This is a genomic window from Elioraea thermophila (ex Habib et al. 2022) (genome assembly GCF_003336755.1).
Classification (GTDB): domain Bacteria; phylum Pseudomonadota; class Alphaproteobacteria; order Acetobacterales; family Acetobacteraceae; genus Elioraea; species Elioraea thermophila.
Genome location: NZ_QMDI01000002.1, coordinates 139424 through 156507 on the forward strand (window position 1 = coordinate 139424; position 17084 = coordinate 156507).

The window sequence follows — 17084 nt, forward strand, 5'->3', positions numbered from 1 at the left end:
GGCAGGGCAATCGCATCGCGTTGTCACCGTGCCCTGCCTCCGCTAGTTTGCCCAAATCATGAGCAAGGCCGCCTGCAACCCGGCCGAGGCGCTGCCCGCCGAGGCAGCCTCGCCCATCGCGCGTGCAGCCGCAGGGGGCGCGCAGCCTCAGCTGCCGCCGCCGATCGTGCTCGGGCCGGCCGCGGTGATCGACCCGCCCGTCATCCTGGCACCCATGTCGGGGGTGACCGACCTCCCGTTCCGCCGCTTGGTGCGCGCGCAAGGAGCGGGGCTCGTCGTCTCCGAGATGATCGCCTCCTGGGCGATGATCCGCCAGAACCGGCAGACCGCGAAGATGGCGGAGACGGATGCCGAAGCGGGGCCGATGGCGGTGCAGCTCGCCGGCTGCGAGCCTGAGGCCATGGCCGAGGCGGCGCGGATGAACGAGGATCGCGGCGCCGCCATCATCGACATCAATTTCGGCTGCCCGGTGAAGAAGGTGACCAACGGGCAGAACGCCGGCTCGGCGCTGATGCGCGATGAGAGGCTCGCCGCCCGGCTGATGGAGGCGACCGTGCGTGCGGTGCGCATCCCCGTCACGGTGAAGATGCGCATGGGCTGGGACCACGGCTCACTCAACGCGCCGCGGCTGGCGCGCATCGCTGAGGCGTGCGGCGTGCGCATGGTGACGGTGCACGGGCGCACGCGGCAGCAATTCTACACCGGCACGGCGGATTGGGACTTCGTCGCGCAGGTGAAGCAGGCGGTCGGCATTCCGGTCATCGTCAACGGCGACATCGTGACGGAGGAGGACGCGGCCGAGGCTCTCGCCCGGTCCGGCGCCGACGGGGTGATGATCGGGCGTGGCGCCTACGGCAGGCCCTGGTTCCTGCGCCAGGTCGCGCATTACCTCGCCACCGGCGAACGCCTGCCCGATCCTCCGCTCGCCGAGCAGAAGGCGATCCTGCTCGCGCACTACCGCGCGATGCTCGACCATCATGGGGAGGCCTACGCCGTGCGCCTCGCCCGCAAGCACGTCTCCTGGTACTCGAAGGGCCTGCCCGGCTCGGCCGAGTTCCGCGCCGCGGTGAACCGGGCGGAGACCGCCACCGAAACGATCGCCCTGATCGATCGCTTCTACGATCCGCTGATCGAAGGCGGCTGGCAAGGCGAGCGCAGCCCGGGCGAGCTCGTGCTCGAGCGGGAGGCGGCATGACGCTCGCGCGGGAAACGACGACAACGCAGGCGCTGGCGGAGATCGAGCCCGACCTGCCGGTCGAGGTCGAGCTCGAGGCGCCGCCCGCCGCTGCCATCCTCGCCGCGATGGCACCGGCGGTGGTCGTGCTCGACGCGGCGCATCGGTTCCGCTTCGCCAATCAGGCGGCCGAGGCGTTCTTCGCCCTCTCCGCCGCCACGCTCACCGGCATGCGGCTCGAGGAGCTGATCCCGCCCGACCATCCGCTGTTCGCGATGCTCGATCTCGCCCGGGCCGAGACCGGAATCATCGCCGACCACGACATGAGCTTCGAAAGCCCTCGGCTCACGCGGCGAAACATTTCGGTCACCGTCGCCCCGATCCCCGATCATCCCGACTGCGTGGTGGTCACGCTCGCCGACGGTTCGACGGTGCAGAAGCTCGACCGCCAGATGGTGTTCCGCAACGCTGCCCGGTCCGTCAGCGGCATGGCGGCGATCCTTGCCCACGAGGTGAAAAACCCCCTCTCTGGCATTCGCGGCGCGGCGCAACTCCTCGAGAGCGTCGTTCCGGACCAGGATCGGGAACTCACCCAGCTCATCCAGGACGAGGCGGATCGCATCCGCGCCCTGGTCGATCGCATGGAAATCTTCTCCGACCGTCCGGTGGAGCGTGGTCCCGTCAACATCCACCAGGTGTTGGGCCACGTTCGGCGGCTGGCGGAGACGGGCTTTGCCCGCCACGCGCGCATCATCGAGACCTACGACCCCTCGCTGCCGCCCGTTTGGGGCAACCGCGACCAGCTCGTGCAGGTGTTCCTCAACCTGGTGAAGAACGCCGCCGAAGCGATCCCGGAGCGGGGCGGGGTGATCGAGCTCGTCACCGCCTACCAGCACGGGGTGCGGCTTGCGTTGCCCGGCGGGGCGCGGCGCGTGCACCTGCCGCTCGTGGTGTCGGTGCGCGACAATGGCTGCGGCATCCCCGACGCGATCCGTTCCTCGTTGTTCGATCCCTTCGTCACCGGCAAGCGCAGCGGCACCGGGCTCGGCTTGGCTCTCGTCGCCAAGCTGGTCGGCGACCATGGCGGGCTCGTCGAGTGCGACAGCCGCCCGGGCCGCACCGTCTTTCGCGTTCACCTCCCCATTCAGCCTCCGGAGTCGAAGACCGAAGACGCATGAGCAGGACCATCCTTGTTGCGGATGACGATCGTTCCATCCGCACCGTGCTGTCCCAGGCGCTCACCCGTTCCGGCTACCAAGTGCGCAGCACCGGGACGGCCTCGATGCTGTGGCGCTGGGTCGAGGACGGGGAGGGGGATCTTGTCATCACCGACGTGGTGATGCCGGACGAGAACGGGCTCGACCTGATCCCCCGCATCCGCAAGCTTCGCCCCGACCTGCGCATCGTGGTGATCAGCGCCCAGTCGACCTTCGCCACCGCGCTGAAGGCGGCGCAACGCGGCGCCTTCGAGTACCTGCCGAAGCCCTTCGACCTCAACGAGCTGCTCGCCGTGGTCGGGCGCGCTCTCGCCGCTCCGCCACCCGCCGACGCGCCGGCCGACGAGGAGGAGGAGAAGGTTCCGCTCGTCGGCCGCAGCCCGGCGATGCAGGAGATCTTCCGCACGGTGGCGCGCGTCACCACGACCGATCTCACCGTGATGATCACCGGCGAGAGCGGCACCGGCAAGGAACTGATCGCGCGCGCCCTGCACGATTTCGGACCTCGCCGGGGCGCTCCCTTCGTTGCGGTGAACATGGCGGCGATCCCGCGCGAGTTGATCGAGAGCGAGCTCTTCGGGCACGAGCGCGGCGCCTTCACCGGCGCGCTTGCGCGCAATCAGGGCCGCTTCGAGCAGGCGAATGGCGGCACGCTCTTCCTCGACGAGATCGGCGACATGCCGCCCGAGGCGCAAACGCGGCTGCTTCGCGTGCTGCAGGAGGGGGAGTTCACCTCCGTCGGCGGACGCACGCCGATCCGCGTCAACGTGCGCATCGTCGCCGCCACGCACCGCGACCTGCGCGCGCTGATCCGTCAGGGCCTGTTCCGCGAGGACCTGTTCTACCGCCTCAACGTGGTGCCGATCCGGCTGCCGCCGTTGCGTGAGCGGGTGGAGGACATTCCGCTGCTCGCCCGCCACTTCCTCGCCCAGGCGCGTGCCAAGGGCCTGCCCGCGAAGACGCTGACAGCGGAGGCGATCGAACGGCTCAAGAGCTACCCGTGGCCCGGCAACGTGCGCGAGCTCGAGAACCTGATGCGCCGCCTCGCCGCGCTCTATCCGCAGGAGACGATCGGCGAGGAGGTGATCGCGGCCGAACTCGCCACCACCGCACAGCGAGAGAGCGCGCCAGCGGCGATTGCCGACGCGGTGGCCGAGGCCGAGAGCATGGCGCAGGCGATCGAGCGGCATCTGCGTGCCTATTTCGCCTCGCACAAGGACGGCCTGCCGCCTGCCGGCGTCTATGACCGCGTGCTCGCCGAAGTCGAACGGCCGCTCATTCGCCTCACCTTGGCCGCAACGCGCGGCAACCAGATCAAGGCTGCCGCGATCTTGGGCCTCAATCGCAACACGCTGCGCAAGAAGATCCGCGAACTCGAGATCCCGCTCGTGCGCGGGCTCTCCTGAGCGGCGGGGAGCGATGAGCGAGGCGTCCGCCTCCGCTGCGGCACCGCCCGAGGGGGCCCTCAAGCGGCCCGGGCCGTGGCGAAGGGCGGTGTCGTCGCTGCTCTCCGGGCGCGTCGGACGCTGGCTCACCATCGCGCTCGCGATCGCCGCCTTCGGCTCGGGCCTCGTCACTTTCGCCGCCATCACCGGGGCAGGCGCGCTCGGCCTGCCGCCCGGCTCGATCCTGGTCCTTGTCAACCTCAATCTCGCGCTGCTGCTCGTGCTGGGCGCCGTGCTCGCCGCGCGCGTGGTGCGGGTTTGGATCGAGCGCCGTCGCGGCATCGCGGGGTCTCGGTTGCACGTGCGGCTCGTGCTGCTGTTCGGTCTGGTCGCCGTGCTGCCCACCATCATCGTCACCGCCTTCTCGGCGGTGTTCTTCAATCGCGGCCTCGAGTCCTGGTTCAGCGAACGCGTGCGCACGGCACTCGAGGAAAGCCTTGCCGCCAGCCGGATCTACCTGCGCGAGCACGAGCAGGCGCTGCGCGGCGAGGCGCTCGCCATGGCGACGGAACTCGCGCGCGCTGGCCCGCTGCTTCTCGCCCAGGGCCCGCGCCTGCTGCAGGCCGTGCTCGAACGACAGGCCGCCTTGCGCGGGCTGACCGAGGCCGTGGTGTTCGACGGCACGACGGGGCAAGTGCTCGCCTCGGGAGGGCTCTTGTCGCCGCAGCCGGGCGAGGTCCTTCCATCCTGGGCGATCGCCTTTGCGCGCACGGGCGAGGTCGCGCTGCTGCCGACCGAGGAATGGGGACGGGTGCGCGCGCTCGTCGATCTCGACCTGCCGGGAGACCCGTTCCTGCTGATCGGACGCCCCGTGGACGCGAATGTGCTCGCCCATGTCGCGCGCACCGAACAGGCGGTCTTGCAGTATCGCGAGGCCGAGGCGAGCCGATCGCGCCTGCAGATCACCTTCGCCCTCGTCTACGCGGTGGTCGCGCTCGTCATCCTGTTCGGGGCGGTGCTCATCGGTCTGCTGATCGCCGGACGGATCGCGCGACCTCTTGCGGGTCTCGTGTCGGCGGCCGAGCGCGTGCGCGCGGGCGATCTCTCCGTGCGCGTCTCGGAGCGGTCGCGTGACGATGAGATCGGCGTGCTGTCGCGCGCGTTCAACCGCATGCTGAGCCAGCTCGAGGCCAACCGCGCCGAGCTGATGGAAGCCTATCGCCAGATCGACGAGCGTCGGCGGTTCACCGAAGGCGTGCTCGAAGGCGTCTCGGCCGGCGTGATCGGGCTCGACGCGGCGGGGCGGATCGACCTTCCCAACCGCTCGGCGAGCGAGCTGCTCGGGCTCGATCTGATCGTGCGGCACGGCGCGCCGCTCGCCGAGGTGGTGCCCGAGTTCGCTCCTCTGCTCGACGCCGCGGCCGCCGATCTCACTCGCCCCGTTCAGGGCGAGGTGCGGATCGCGACGCCGTCTGGACGACGCCAGCTCCTGGTGCGGATCGCCCCGGAGACGGCCGGCGGCGAGCTGCGCGGCTTCGTCGTCACCTTCGACGATGTCACCGCTCTGGTGCTGGCGCAGCGCCAAGCCGCCTGGGCCGATGTCGCGCGGCGGATCGCGCACGAGATCAAGAACCCGCTCACCCCGATCCAGCTCTCGGCCGAGCGCCTGCGGCGCAAGTACCGCGGCCAGATCACATCGGACCCCGAAACATTCGAGACCTGCACCGACACCATCATCCGCCAGGTCGGCGACATCGGGCGCATGGTCGATGAGTTCTCGGCGTTCGCCCGCATGCCGCAGCCCGTGCTGCGACCGGAGCGGGTGGAGGAGGTGGTGCACGAGGCGGTGTTCCTGCAGCGCCAGGCGCATCCCGAAATCGACTATTCCGTTTCGATCCCTCCCGGCCTGCCGCCCGTCGCATTCGATCGCCGCCTCATCGGCCAGGCGCTGACCAACCTGCTGGCCAACGCGGCCGATGCGATCGCCGCTCGCGAAGGCGCAGGCCGAGTCGCGATCGACGTCGAGATCCGCGGCAGCGAATTGCACATCGCGGTCGAGGACGACGGCGAGGGTCTGCCCAAGGATGGCCGCGAGTCGCTGACCGAGCCCTATGTGACGCGAAAACCCAAGGGGACCGGGCTCGGACTTGCGATCGTGAAGAAGATCATGGAAGACCATGGTGGTCGTCTGCTACTGACCGACCGTGCGGACGGCAGCCCCGGCGCGCGGGTCACCCTGGTGCTGCCGATGCCACCCGGCGAGCAGACGATGTCCTCAGTGAGCGAGTTCGCCCAGCCCGTCCATGGCGCATGACATCCTGATCGTCGACGACGAGCCCGACATCCGCATGTTGGTGGCAGGAATCCTGCGCGACGAGGGCTACGAGACGCGCGAGGCGGCGAACTCCGATCAGGCGCTCGCCCTGTTCCGCGAACGCCGTCCGAGCCTCGTCATCCTCGACGTTTGGCTGCAGAACTCGAAGCTGGACGGGCTTGCCATTCTCGAGATCATGCACGGGGAGGAACCGGTCGTTCCGGTCGTGATGATTTCCGGTCACGGAACGATCGAGACGGCGGTGCAGGCGATCCAGCAGGGCGCTTACGACTTCATCGAAAAGCCGTTCAAGGCCGACCGTCTGCTGCTTGTCGTACGCCGCGCCATCGAAGCGGCGCAACTCAAGCGCGAAAACAGCGAACTTCGGCTGCGCGCCGGGTCGGAGACCGAGCTTCTCGGCACCTCGCCTGCTATCCGTGAACTGCGGGCGGCGATCGAGAAGGTCGCACCGACCGGCTCGCGCGTGCTGATCACGGGCCCCGCCGGCGCGGGCAAGGAGGTCGCGGCGCGCATGCTGCACGCGCGCTCCCGTCGCGCCGGACAGCCCTTCATGGTGTTGAACTGCGCGACCCTGAACCCGGCGCGCCTGGAGGACGAATTGTTCGGCGTCGAGGCGGGGCCGGATCCGCGGCTGCAGCCGCGTCGTGCCGGCACGCTCGAGCACGCGCACGGCGGCACGCTCCTCCTCGACGAAGTGGCGGACATGCCGCTGGAGACGCAGGGCAAGATCGTGCGCGTGCTGCAGGACCAGTCCTTCGAGCGCATCGGCGGAGCGACGCGCGTGAAGGTGGATGTGCGGGTGATCGCCACCACCAATCGTGACCTCTCGGCCGAGATCGCGGCTGGGCGCTTCAGAGAGGACCTGTTCTATCGCCTCAACGTCGTACCCCTTCGCGTGCCGCCGCTGAAGGAACGCCGCGAGGACATCCCGCTGCTCGCGCGTCATTTCCTCGCGCGCTCCGCCGAACAGTCGGGCCTGCCCGCGCGCGAGTTGGCCGAGGATGCGCTCGCCGTGCTGCAGGCCTATGACTGGCCGGGCAACGTGCGTCAGCTGCGCAACCTGATGGACTGGTTGCTCATCATGGCGCCGGGCGAGGCGAAGGAGCCGATCCGTGCCGAGCACCTGCCCGCCGACATCGGGCTTGCCGCCCCGCCCGCTCTGCGGGCCGACAAGGCGGGCGAGATCATGGCGCTGCCGTTGCGCGAGGCGCGCGAGCTGTTCGAGAAGCAGTATCTGCTGGCGCAACTGACGCGCTTTGGCGGCAACATCAGCCGCACGGCCAATTTCGTCGGCATGGAGCGGAGCGCGCTGCACCGCAAGCTGAAGAGCCTCGGCGTGCACGCCGAGGATCGCAGCTGATCGGCCGCCCGGCCGAAGCCGCGCACATCCGTAGTCGCACGAGGTCCCTCGCGGGCGCGCAAGGTCGTCTCGCCTCGCCGCGGGACGGCGGCAAGGGCTCACACACCCGCGGCTGGCAGGAATGGAGCGCGCGCGGTAAATCCTGCAGCACAGCGGGAAGGGTCACCATGTCGCGCATCGCCTATGTCAACGGACGCTACGTGCCGCACGGCGAGGCGGCCGTGCACATCGAGGACCGCGGCTACCAGTTCGCCGACGCGGTCTACGAGGTCGTGCACGTGCATGACGGAAGGCTGATCGACGAGGAACCGCATCTCGATCGCCTCGAGCGGTCCTTGCGCGAGATCCGCATCCCGATGCCGGTGAGCCGCCGCGTGCTGGAGAGGATCCTGCGCGAGATCGTCCGCCGCAACCGCCTGAGCGAGGGCATCGTCTATCTGCAGATCAGCCGCGGCGTCGCCCGGCGCGATCACGCCTTCCCGAAGACGCCGGTGCCGCCGGCGCTCGTCATCACCGCGAAACGATTGAAGCCCTATCCGCGCTCGCTCGAAGGCTGGACCGCGACCGCCATCACCCACCCCGACCAGCGCTGGGCACGCTGCGACATCAAGACCGTCGGCCTGTTGCCGAACGTGCTCGCGCGCCAGGCCGCGGTGGAGAAGGGGGCGACGGAGGCGATCCTGGTCGCCGCCGACGGGACGGTGACCGAAGGTGCCTCGACCTCGGTCTGGATCGTCGATGCGGAGAAAAAGCTCCGCACGCGCGACCTCACCGCCAACATCCTGCCCGGCTGCACCCGCCAAGTCCTGCTTGGCCTGCTGGCCGAGAACGGGATCGCGGTCGAGGAGGGACCGTTCACCGTCGACGACCTCAGGAATGCCCGCGAGGTGTTCCTCACCTCGGCCTCCTCCTTCGTCAAACCGGTGGTGGCGATCGACGGCCGACCGGTGGGCGACGGCAAGCCGGGGCCGGTGACGCAGCGCCTGTTCGCCATCTTCTCCCGCCACGTCGAGGGCGGACGCAACGAGCGCGCCGCGGCCTGATGAAGCCGCCGCGCGCGATCCTGTTCGACTGGGACAACACGCTGGTCGATGCCTGGCCGGGCGTGGCGCGGGCGTTGAACGAGACCTTCGCGGCGTTCGGGCTTCGGCCGTGGTCGATCGCGGAGGTGCGCGGCCGGGTGCGACGCTCCTTGCGCGACAGTTTTCCCGCCCTGTTCGGCGAGGCGTGGGAGCGGGCGTGCGACGTCTTCTACGAGGCCCTGGAGCGCAGTCACCTCCAGCATGTCACCCCGCTGCCCGGGGCGGCCGCGACCCTGGAAAGGGCGCTGGCCTCGGGGCTTCCGCTCGCGGTGGTCTCCAACAAGACCGGGCGCTACCTGCGGCGCGAAGCCGAAGCACTCGGCTGGTCGCGGTATTTCGCCGCCCTGATCGGCGCCGGGGACGCCGAGGCCGACAAGCCCGACCCTGCACCGTTCCGGCTCGCCCTGGGCGCGATCGGGGCGGAAGCGAGCGAAGAGATCTGGTACGTGGGCGACACGGCGCTCGACATGCTCGCGGCACGCAACTCCGGCTTGCTGCCGGTGCTGATTGGCGATGCCGCGCATGACGGCGGGGCGGAAACGACGGGCTACGCCGTGCGCTTCACCGATCATCGGCATCTGGCCGAGGGGCTTGCGAGGCTTGTTCGCGCCTGAGCGCGTGGTATATGCAGAGGTCGGGGCGAGGCGGACGATCGGTGCCGTCCTTCGAATTCTCCCCGACGGATGCATGCCATGAACGAAAAGACAGCGAAGGCAACAATGGCGGAAAAGGCACAGAATGTTCAGGACGTGTTCCTGAACCACCTCAGGAAGAACAAGACGCCGGTCACGATTTTCCTGGTGAACGGCGTCAAGCTGCAGGGCATCATCACCTGGTTCGACAATTTCTCCATGCTGCTGCGCCGGGACGGCCACACGCAGCTCGTCTACAAGCACGCGATCTCGACCGTGATGCCGGGTGCGCCGGTGGTGCTGTTCGACGCCACAAAGGCGGCTGAGGCCGCCGGCAAGGAGCCTGTCTCTGCGCAAGCCGCCCCGGGCAACTGAGCCCGTCACCGCCGAGGACACGGCGCGGCGGTCCCGACGCAAGGTCGCTGCGGCGCCCGAGCGCGCGGCTGACCTCGCCGCCGTCATCCTGCCGTTCGAGCGGCAGGGGCAGCGCATTGACGAGGGCGGGGAGGGGGCTGCGCAGCGCTCCGCCGAAGCGCGCCTCGAGGAGGCGACGGCGCTGGCGCAGTCGATCGGTCTGTCCGTCGCTTGGCGCGCGATCTTTCCGTTGCGCAGCCGCCGTCCGTCCACCCTCCTGGGCGAGGGCCAGGTCGAGCAGGTGAAGCAGGAGCTCGCGGTACGTGGCATCGGGCTGGCGGTGGTCGATGCCGCTCTCACCCCCGTGCAGCAGCGCACGCTGGAAAAGGCCTGGGGCTGCAAGGTGATCGACCGCACCGGGCTGATCCTGGAGATTTTCGGCGCGCGCGCCCGCACCCGCGAAGGCGCGCTTCAGGTCGAACTCGCCCATCTCGACTACCAGCGCACGCGGCTCGTGCGGTCCTGGACGCACCTCGAGCGGCAGCGCGGTGGCTTCGGCTTCCTGGGCGGCCCGGGCGAGAGCCAGCTCGAGATCGACCGCCGCCTGATCGCGGAGCGGATGGCGAAGATCCGGCGGGAGCTCGAGCAGGTTCGGCGCACGCGGGGCCTGCATCGCGCCGCACGCAAGCGGGTTCCGTACCCGATCGTCGCCCTCGTCGGCTACACCAACGCCGGCAAATCGACCCTGTTCAACGCGCTGACGGGCGCGGCGGTGCTGGCCAAGGACCAGCTCTTCGCCACCCTCGACCCGACCATGCGCGGGCTCGAACTGCCCTCGGGCCGACGCGTCATCCTGTCCGACACGGTGGGCTTCATCTCGGAGCTGCCCCACCAGCTGGTCGAGGCCTTTCGCGCCACGCTGGAGGAGGTGGCGGAAGCCGACGTCATCCTGCACGTGCGCGACATCGCCCACCCCGACACCGAAGCCCAGGCGAGGGATGTTCGCGGCGTGCTCGACGACATGGTGCGTGCCGGCACGCTCGATGCCGACTGGCCGTCGCGCGTGATCGAGGTGCTGAACAAATCCGACCTGCTGAGCGAGGAGGAGCGGATCGCGCTGGCCGAGCGGGCGAGGGGGGCGGTGCTCGTCTCGGCCCTGACCGGGGCCGGCCTCGATCGGCTGCGGAGCGCGATCGACCAGCGTCTCTCCGCCGGCCTTGTCGTGCACCGGGTCGCGGTCGCGCCGTCGGATGGCGGGTCGCTCGCTTGGCTCTATGCGCACGGCGAGGTGCTGGAGCGACGGGACGGGGCGGAGGCGATCGAACTCGCCGTTCGCCTCAGCCCCGAGAACCTGGCCCGCTTCGAGCGCCGTCGCGCGACCACGGTGCCCGATTGACGCAAGCGCCGCGCGCTGCTGCCATCCCGCCCGCCACAACCGAGGAGCATCCCGATGCCGTTCCGCCCCCTTGGCGACCGCGTTCTCGTCGAGCCCCTGCCCGCGGAGACGAAGACGAAGGCGGGAATCATCATTCCGGATACGGCGAGCGAGAAGCCGACCCGCGGCACGGTGGTCGCGGTCGGGCCCGGGCGTCGGGACGAGGACGGCCGGCTGCTGCCGATGGACGTCAAGGCCGGGGACACCGTGCTTTATGGAAAGTGGTCGGGCACGGAGGTGAAGATCGCCGGCAAGGAGTACGTGATCCTGAAGGAGACCGACATCCTCGGGGTCGAGGCCTGACGCCGAAGCTCGACGCACGCCTGGCCGGCGAGGTCGCCCGCACGCTCGCCGACATCGCACGGGCCGAGATCCTTCCTCGCTTCACGCGGCTTGAGGCCGCGGAGGTGCGGTCGAAAACCGGCCCGCACGATCTCGTCACCGTGGTGGACGAGGCGGTGGAACGGGCGGTCGGCTCCTCTCTCGCCCGGCTGTTCCCTGGCATTCCGGTGGTCGGGGAGGAAGCCGCGTCGGCCCACCCTGGGTTGCTGGCCGGGATCGGTTCCGCCGAGTTCGTGTTCGTCTGCGACCCGCTGGACGGGACGGCCAACTTCGCGGCGGGCCTGCCCCTGTTCGGCACCATGCTCGCCCTGATCCGGCGCGGCGAGCCGGTCGCCGCCTGGATCCACGACCCGATCCGCGGCGACACGGCGATCGCGCTGCGCGGCGAGGGGGCCTGGGTTGAGGATGAGGAAGGGAATCGCCGGGATCTTCGGGTCGCCCCGGCGGTGCCGCTCGGCCGCATGGCGGCGGTGATTTCGCACCGGATGCTGCCGGCGGAGCGTGCCGCGCTGGTGCGTCCTCGCCTTGGCCTGTTCGGTGCGGGCTGGGAGTTGCGCTGCGCGGCGCAGGAATGGCGTCTCGGCGCCTCGGGCCGCGTCCACGCGCTGTTCTATTGGCGGCTTCTGCCGTGGGATCACGCGCCGGGCTCGCTGATCTTCGCGGAGGCCGGTGGCTTCGTGCGCCGGCTCGACGGCGCGCCCTACCATGCCGGGGTGCACGCGGGTGGCCTGCTCGCCGCACCCGATCAGGAGAGTTGGGAAGCGGTCAGGTCGGCCCTGTTCGAGCGCTGAGCCGCCCCGGATCCTCCTCATCGCCGGCAGCCGGAGCCTCGGCGCGTTTCACCAAAGCCCACAGTCGCTCCATCTCCTCTAGGCTCGCCTCACTCGGCGTTTTTCCTTCTCGGGCAAGGGCTTGTTCGACGGCCTGGAACCGACGTTCGAATTTCGCGTTGGCTGCCCGCAGGCACGCCTCGGGGTCGAGACCGAGCTTGCGGGCCAAATTCACTTGCACGAACAGCATGTCGCCGATCTCTTCCGCCAAGCGATCCGAAGAGGTGCCGCCAGCCAGTTCCGCTTTCAGTTCTTCCGTTTCCTCGGCGAGCTTTTCCAGGACGGCGGCCGCATCAGGCCAATCGAAGCCGACGCGCGCGGCGCGTTTGGACAGTTTCAGTGCCCGAGTGAGGGCGGGCAAGGCGACCGGCACACCGGCAAGCGCGCCGGTGAGCGCGCGGGCGGCGCGCTCTTCCGCTTTCTGCTGTTCCCAGGCCTCGCGGTGGGCTGACGTGTCCCGCCCGGCGCCGTCGCCGAACACGTGGGGATGGCGACGGACCATCTTGTCCGCGATGGCGGTTGCCACCGCGGCGGCGTCGAACAGACCGCGCTCCTCGGCGATGCGCGCGTGATAGACGACCTGAAGCAGGAGGTCGCCGAGCTCGTCCTTCAGCGCGTCCCAGTCCCGCCGGGCTATGGCGTCGGCGACCTCGTACGCCTCCTCGATCGTGTAGGGGGCGATGGTCTCGAAGGTCTGCACTTGGTCCCACGGGCAGCCGGTCTTAGGGTCGCGCAGCCGTCGCATGATCGCCACCAGGTGGGCGAAGGCGTCGGCCGCAGCCTGATCTGCCACTTCGGCCGCTGGCGGATCGGCGGAGGCCTCGGACGCGGACATCACAAAGCCCGATAAGCAAGATTATGGAAACAACCGACCGCCCTCATGCGACCCCGGCCGGCACACGAAGCCCGCGAAACAGCCGCTCGGCATTGGCCGTCGTCAGTTCGGCCAAGGCCTGAGGGCTCATGCCCCGCAGCTCGGCGAGCCTCGCGGCCGTGTGCACGACCATCGCCGGCTCGCAGCGCTTGCCCCGATAGGGCTCCGGCGCGAGATACGGCGCGTCGGTCTCGACCAGGAGGCGGTCGGCCGGAATCTCTCGCGCAATGGCGCGCAGCTCGTCCGAGCGCTTGAAGGTCAGGATCCCCGAGAAGCTGACCATGCCGCCGAGCGCGACGCCGACCTCGGCCAGCCGGCGGCCTGAGGAGAAGCAGTGCAGCACGAAGCGGAACGGGCCACCGCGCGCGTGCTCGTCCTCAAGGATGGCGGCGATGTCGTCGTCGGCGTCGCGGGCATGGATGACGAGCGCAAGACCGCTCCGCTGGGCGGCGCGGATCTGTACCCGGAACACCTCGGCCGCCACCGCGCGGGGCGCGCGATCGTAATGGTAGTCGAGGCCCGCTTCGCCGATTCCGACCACGCGGGGGTGGTCGGCGAGGCGCAGGATCTCCTCCACCGTCGGCACGGGCGTTTCGGCGGCGTTGTGCGGGTGGATGCCGACCGTGCACCAGACCTCCGGATGCGCGGCGGCGATGCGCTGCACGGTCTCGGCCTGGGCAAGGCGCGTGCCGATGGTGACGAGCGCGCCCACCCCGACCGTGCGGGCACGTGCCACCACCTCGGGGATCTCGTCCTCACGCCAATGGTCGAGGTGGCAATGGCTGTCGATCAGCATGGTCAGCCCCCCTGCCCCACCGTCTCCTCCACCTTGCGGAACAGCGGCTCTGGCTGGGGCAGGGGCCGTCCGCCGGGCAGCGGGTGGGCGAGGGCGGCGAAGTCGCGCGCCTCCGTGCCGACGCCGAGCTGATCGAGCAGTCGGCCCATCGTGTCGGGCATCACCGGCTGCAGCAGGATGGCAAGGCGGCGCAGGGTCTCGGCCAGCACCCACAGCACCGTGCCCATCCGCACCGGGTCCTCCTTGCGCAGCGCCCAGGGCTTTTCACGATCGATGTAGGCGTTGGCGTCGCGGATCACCTGCCAGGCCCCCTCGAGGGCGGCGTGGAAGGCGAAACGCTCGATCTCGATCCGCATCGCCGGCAACAGCCCCGCCGCAGCGTCGAGCAAGGCGCGGTCATCCTCACTCAGCACATCGGGGCTCGGCAGCACGCCACCGGTGTTGCGCGCGACGAAGCCGAGCGTGCGCTGGGCGAGGTTGCCGAACTCATTGGCAAGATCGACGTTGAGGCGCTTGAGCAGGCCGCGGCGGGTGAAGTCGCCGTCCTGGCCGAAGGGGATCTCGCGCAACAGGAAGAAGCGGAACGGATCGAGCCCGACGCGCGCGATCTCCTCGCGCGGATCGACCACGTTGCCGAGCGATTTCGACATCTTCTGCCCCTCGACCGTCCACCAGCCGTGGGCAAAGACGCGCTTCGGCGGCGGAAGTCCGGCCGACATCAGGAAGGCCGGCCAGTAGACGGCGTGGAAGCGCAGGATGTCCTTGCCGACCACATGTACGTCCGCCGGCCAGAAGCGCCAGCGCGGATGCGTCTCGTCCGGGAAGCCAGCGGCGGTGAGATAATTCGTCAGCGCATCGAGCCAGACGTACATCACGTGGCCGGGGGAATCCGGCACCGGCACCCCCCATGCGAAGGACGTGCGGCTGACGGAGAGGTCCTCGAGGCCCGCGCGGACGAAGGAGATCACTTCGTTGCGTCGCGAGGTGGGCTGGATGAAGTCCGGGTTGCGCTCGTAGAGCTCGAGCAGCCGCTCTTGCCAGGCGGAAAGGCGGAAGAACCAGGACGGTTCCTTCACCCACTCCACCGGAGCGCCCGTGGGGCCTCGGCGCACGCCATCCTCGCCCAGCGTCGTTTCGCTCTCGCGATAGAAGGCCTCGTCGCGCACCGCGTACCACCCACCGTACTCGCCCAAGTAGAGGTCACCCGCGGCGTGGATGCGACGCCACAGCTCCTCGCAGGCGCGGTAGTGGCGCGGTTCCGTGGTGCGGATGAAGTCGTCATTGGCGATGTTCATCGACCGCGCGAGTTCGCGGAAGGTCTGCGAGACGCGATCGGTGAAGGCCTGCGGGCTCTCGCCCGAGGCTTCGGCCGCCTTCGCCACCTTCTGCCCGTGCTCGTCGGTGCCGGTGAGGAAGAACACCTCCGCGCCATCGAGCCGCCAGAACCTCGCCCACACGTCGCAGGCGATGGTGGTGTAGGCGTGCCCGATGTGCGGCACATCGTTCACGTAATAGATCGGCGTTGTGATGTAGCGGGTTGGCCTAGGCATCGGCGCGCGGACGGATGAGGTCGAGGGGGACGGGAACACCGCGGGACATCGCGCCAAGCGCAGTCAGAACGGCCTGCTTGCGATCCAGGGCGAGACCGGCCGTCAGGCGCGACACTTCGCCCAGGTTCTCCCACAGCCGGGCACAGGCTTCAAGCGAAGGCCCCTCCCCGTGCCCCCCTTCGCGAACGAGACGGCGCGCCCGCGACACCAGGCCGGCCCGCACGAGGTCGAAGAACAACGCAAGCGAGTCCTCCGCACCGGGCCGCGCGAAGGTCTCGGCCAAGGCGTGCGCCCGCGGCGTGTCAAGAGCGGCGAGCGCGGCGATCGGATCCGCCGCCGCCGGGAGCCAGCCTGCAACCTCATCGTCGAGCAGGGCAAGCGCTCGGCCGACCGATCCACCGCCAAGCGCGGCCGCGCGGGCGCGCGCCGCAACATCCGCATCGGGGCGAAGGGCAGCGAGCAGCGCCGCGACGTCGGCCTCGGCAAGCGGGGCCAGGGCCAAGCGACGACAGCGGCTGCGGATGGTCGGCAGCAGCCGCCCCGGAGCGTGGGAGACGAGCAGCAGAAGCGTGCGCGGAGGGGGTTCCTCGAGAAGCTTGAGCAGGGCGTTCGCCGCCTCGCGCCCCATCGCCTCGGCGGGATCGATGATGCCGACGCGCCAGGCACTCTCCGCCGGCGTCTTGCGCAGGGCGGCGGCGGCCGCGCGCACCTCATCCACCCCGATGCGCTCGCGGATCGCGCCGATCGGCGTGGTGGCGTAGCCCTCGAGCACGATGAGATCGGGGTGCGACCCGGCGGCCACCTTGCGCGCCACCGGATGCGTCGGGGGCGCGGCGAGCCCCTCGGTTCCGCAGCCGCCTGTCAGCACGAAGCGCGCCACGCGGTAGGCGAAGGTCGCCTTGCCGATGCCCGGCGGCCCGGTGAGCAGCCAGGCGTGATGGATGCGGCCGCCGCGCCACGCCTGCAGGAATGCCGCCTCGGCAGCCCCCTGCCCCACAAGGCGGCTCGCCCGCCGCGGCTCGAGCGAGGGCTCGTCGGCCATGCTCCTCGCCGTCATTCAGCACTTGCCGCGAGCGGAAGACCGAGCCGGCGGGCGATGAGACGCAACACGGCCTCGCGGACCTCGTCCGCCGGCCGGGTGGCATCCACCACCGCGCAGCGTTCCGGTTCCGCCGCCGCGATGGCGAGAAAGCCTTGGCGAACCCGCTCATGAAAGGCGCGCTCGTCGGCCTCGTAGCGATCGGGCGTGCGGTGGCGCGCGGCGCGCGCAAGCCCGACCTCAACGGGCACGTCGAGCACGACGGTCAGGTCAGGACGGAAATCGCCGAGCACGGCACGGTGGATCGCCGCGATCGCCTCGCCCGCCACGCCGAGCCCATATCCCTGGTAGACCATCGTACTGTCAGCAAAACGATCGCTCAGCACCACCGCGCCGCGTGCAAGGGCCGGACGGATGACGTGTGTGACGTGCTGAGCCCTGGCGGCGTAGTGAAGCAAGGCCTCGCTGATGGGCTCCCACGCCCCCGGTGCGGCCTCGAGCAGGATGCGGCGCAGTGCCTCTCCCTCGGGCGTGCCGCCGGGTTCGCGCGTGGCGACCACCTCCTTTCCCGTCCCGTCCAGCGCGGAAGCGATCGCGCGCAGCAGCGTTGACTTGCCGGCCCCCTCCCCGCCCTCCAACGTGACGAACAGGCCCCGCCCCGCCACCACCGCTGCGGCCG

16 protein-coding genes are annotated in these 17084 nt (G+C 70.0%); 11 read left to right on the top strand and 5 right to left on the bottom strand.

Features of this window, described 5'->3' with window-relative positions:
• The first annotated feature begins 58 nt into the window (after positions 1-58).
• The 11 genes from dusB to DWB05_RS02515 all read left to right on the top strand — a co-directional run bounded on the left by dusB (position 59) and on the right by DWB05_RS02515 (position 12107).
• Positions 59-1195 carry a tRNA dihydrouridine synthase DusB gene (gene dusB, locus DWB05_RS02465; protein WP_114374704.1) on the top strand — a complete coding sequence of 379 codons (1137 nt, stop codon included), beginning with the start codon at positions 59-61 and terminating at the stop codon, positions 1193-1195.
• Entirely contained in the window at positions 1192-2352 is a 1161-nt protein-coding gene (locus DWB05_RS02470; protein WP_114374706.1) for a two-component system sensor histidine kinase NtrB, read from the top strand. Before dusB ends, DWB05_RS02470 begins: the two co-directional genes overlap by 4 nt.
• Positions 2349-3797: a nitrogen regulation protein NR(I) gene (gene ntrC / locus DWB05_RS02475; RefSeq protein WP_114374708.1), complete on the top strand. Its 1449-nt coding sequence runs from the start codon at positions 2349-2351 to the stop codon at positions 3795-3797. Before DWB05_RS02470 ends, ntrC begins: the two co-directional genes overlap by 4 nt.
• A 13-nt stretch (positions 3798-3810) precedes the next feature.
• Positions 3811-6090 (top strand): sensor histidine kinase NtrY-like, encoded by a 2280-nt coding sequence (locus DWB05_RS02480; protein WP_114374710.1) that lies wholly within the window; start codon positions 3811-3813, stop codon positions 6088-6090.
• A complete protein-coding gene (gene ntrX / locus DWB05_RS02485) occupies positions 6080-7471 on the top strand; it encodes a nitrogen assimilation response regulator NtrX (protein ID WP_114374713.1) in 1392 nt (463 codons plus the stop codon). The genes DWB05_RS02480 and ntrX overlap by 11 nt, the downstream gene beginning before the upstream one ends.
• Positions 7472-7638: 167 nt before the next feature.
• Positions 7639-8514 (top strand): D-amino-acid transaminase, encoded by an 876-nt coding sequence (locus tag DWB05_RS02490; RefSeq protein WP_114374715.1) that lies wholly within the window; start codon positions 7639-7641, stop codon positions 8512-8514.
• Positions 8514-9167 (top strand): HAD family hydrolase, encoded by a 654-nt coding sequence (locus tag DWB05_RS02495; protein ID WP_232818363.1) that lies wholly within the window; start codon positions 8514-8516, stop codon positions 9165-9167. The genes DWB05_RS02490 and DWB05_RS02495 overlap by 1 nt, the downstream gene beginning before the upstream one ends.
• A gap of 105 nt (positions 9168-9272) precedes the next feature.
• Positions 9273-9560, top strand: a complete 288-nt coding sequence (gene hfq, locus DWB05_RS02500) for an RNA chaperone Hfq (protein ID WP_114376506.1) — start codon at positions 9273-9275, stop codon at positions 9558-9560.
• Between the two features lie 85 nt (positions 9561-9645).
• Complete coding sequence (hflX, locus tag DWB05_RS02505) at positions 9646-10935, top strand: GTPase HflX (RefSeq protein WP_114376507.1); 1290 nt, start codon at positions 9646-9648, stop codon at positions 10933-10935.
• 54 nt (positions 10936-10989) lie between these two features.
• Positions 10990-11277 carry a co-chaperone GroES gene (locus DWB05_RS02510; RefSeq protein ID WP_114376508.1) on the top strand — a complete coding sequence of 96 codons (288 nt, stop codon included), beginning with the start codon at positions 10990-10992 and terminating at the stop codon, positions 11275-11277.
• Positions 11278-11297: 20 nt separating this feature from the next.
• Positions 11298-12107, top strand: a complete 810-nt coding sequence (locus DWB05_RS02515; RefSeq protein WP_114376509.1) for an inositol monophosphatase family protein — start codon at positions 11298-11300, stop codon at positions 12105-12107.
• Here DWB05_RS02515 and mazG read toward each other — a convergent pair.
• From mazG to tmk, 5 genes are read right to left on the bottom strand one after another with little or no spacing between them, the layout of a single operon-like run.
• Positions 12082-12981, bottom strand: coding sequence for a nucleoside triphosphate pyrophosphohydrolase (mazG, locus tag DWB05_RS02520; RefSeq protein ID WP_114374720.1), 900 nt, complete (start codon positions 12979-12981; stop codon positions 12082-12084). The two genes, DWB05_RS02515 and mazG, sit on opposite strands and share 26 nt — an antisense overlap.
• A 43-nt stretch (positions 12982-13024) precedes the next feature.
• Positions 13025-13816, bottom strand: a complete 792-nt coding sequence (locus DWB05_RS02525; RefSeq protein WP_114374722.1) for a TatD family hydrolase — start codon at positions 13814-13816, stop codon at positions 13025-13027.
• Between the two features lie 2 nt (positions 13817-13818).
• Positions 13819-15366: a methionine--tRNA ligase gene (metG, locus tag DWB05_RS02530; protein WP_114374724.1), complete on the bottom strand. Its 1548-nt coding sequence runs from the start codon at positions 15364-15366 to the stop codon at positions 13819-13821.
• Positions 15359-16408 (bottom strand): DNA polymerase III subunit delta', encoded by a 1050-nt coding sequence (locus tag DWB05_RS02535; RefSeq protein ID WP_157967044.1) that lies wholly within the window; start codon positions 16406-16408, stop codon positions 15359-15361. Before DWB05_RS02535 ends, metG begins: the two co-directional genes overlap by 8 nt.
• 11 nt (positions 16409-16419) lie before the next feature.
• The gene (gene tmk / locus DWB05_RS02540) at positions 16420-17070 is read right to left on the bottom strand and encodes a dTMP kinase (protein ID WP_332871699.1); all 651 of its coding nucleotides are present in this window, start codon (positions 17068-17070) and stop codon (positions 16420-16422) included.
• Positions 17071-17084: the final 14 nt, after the last annotated feature.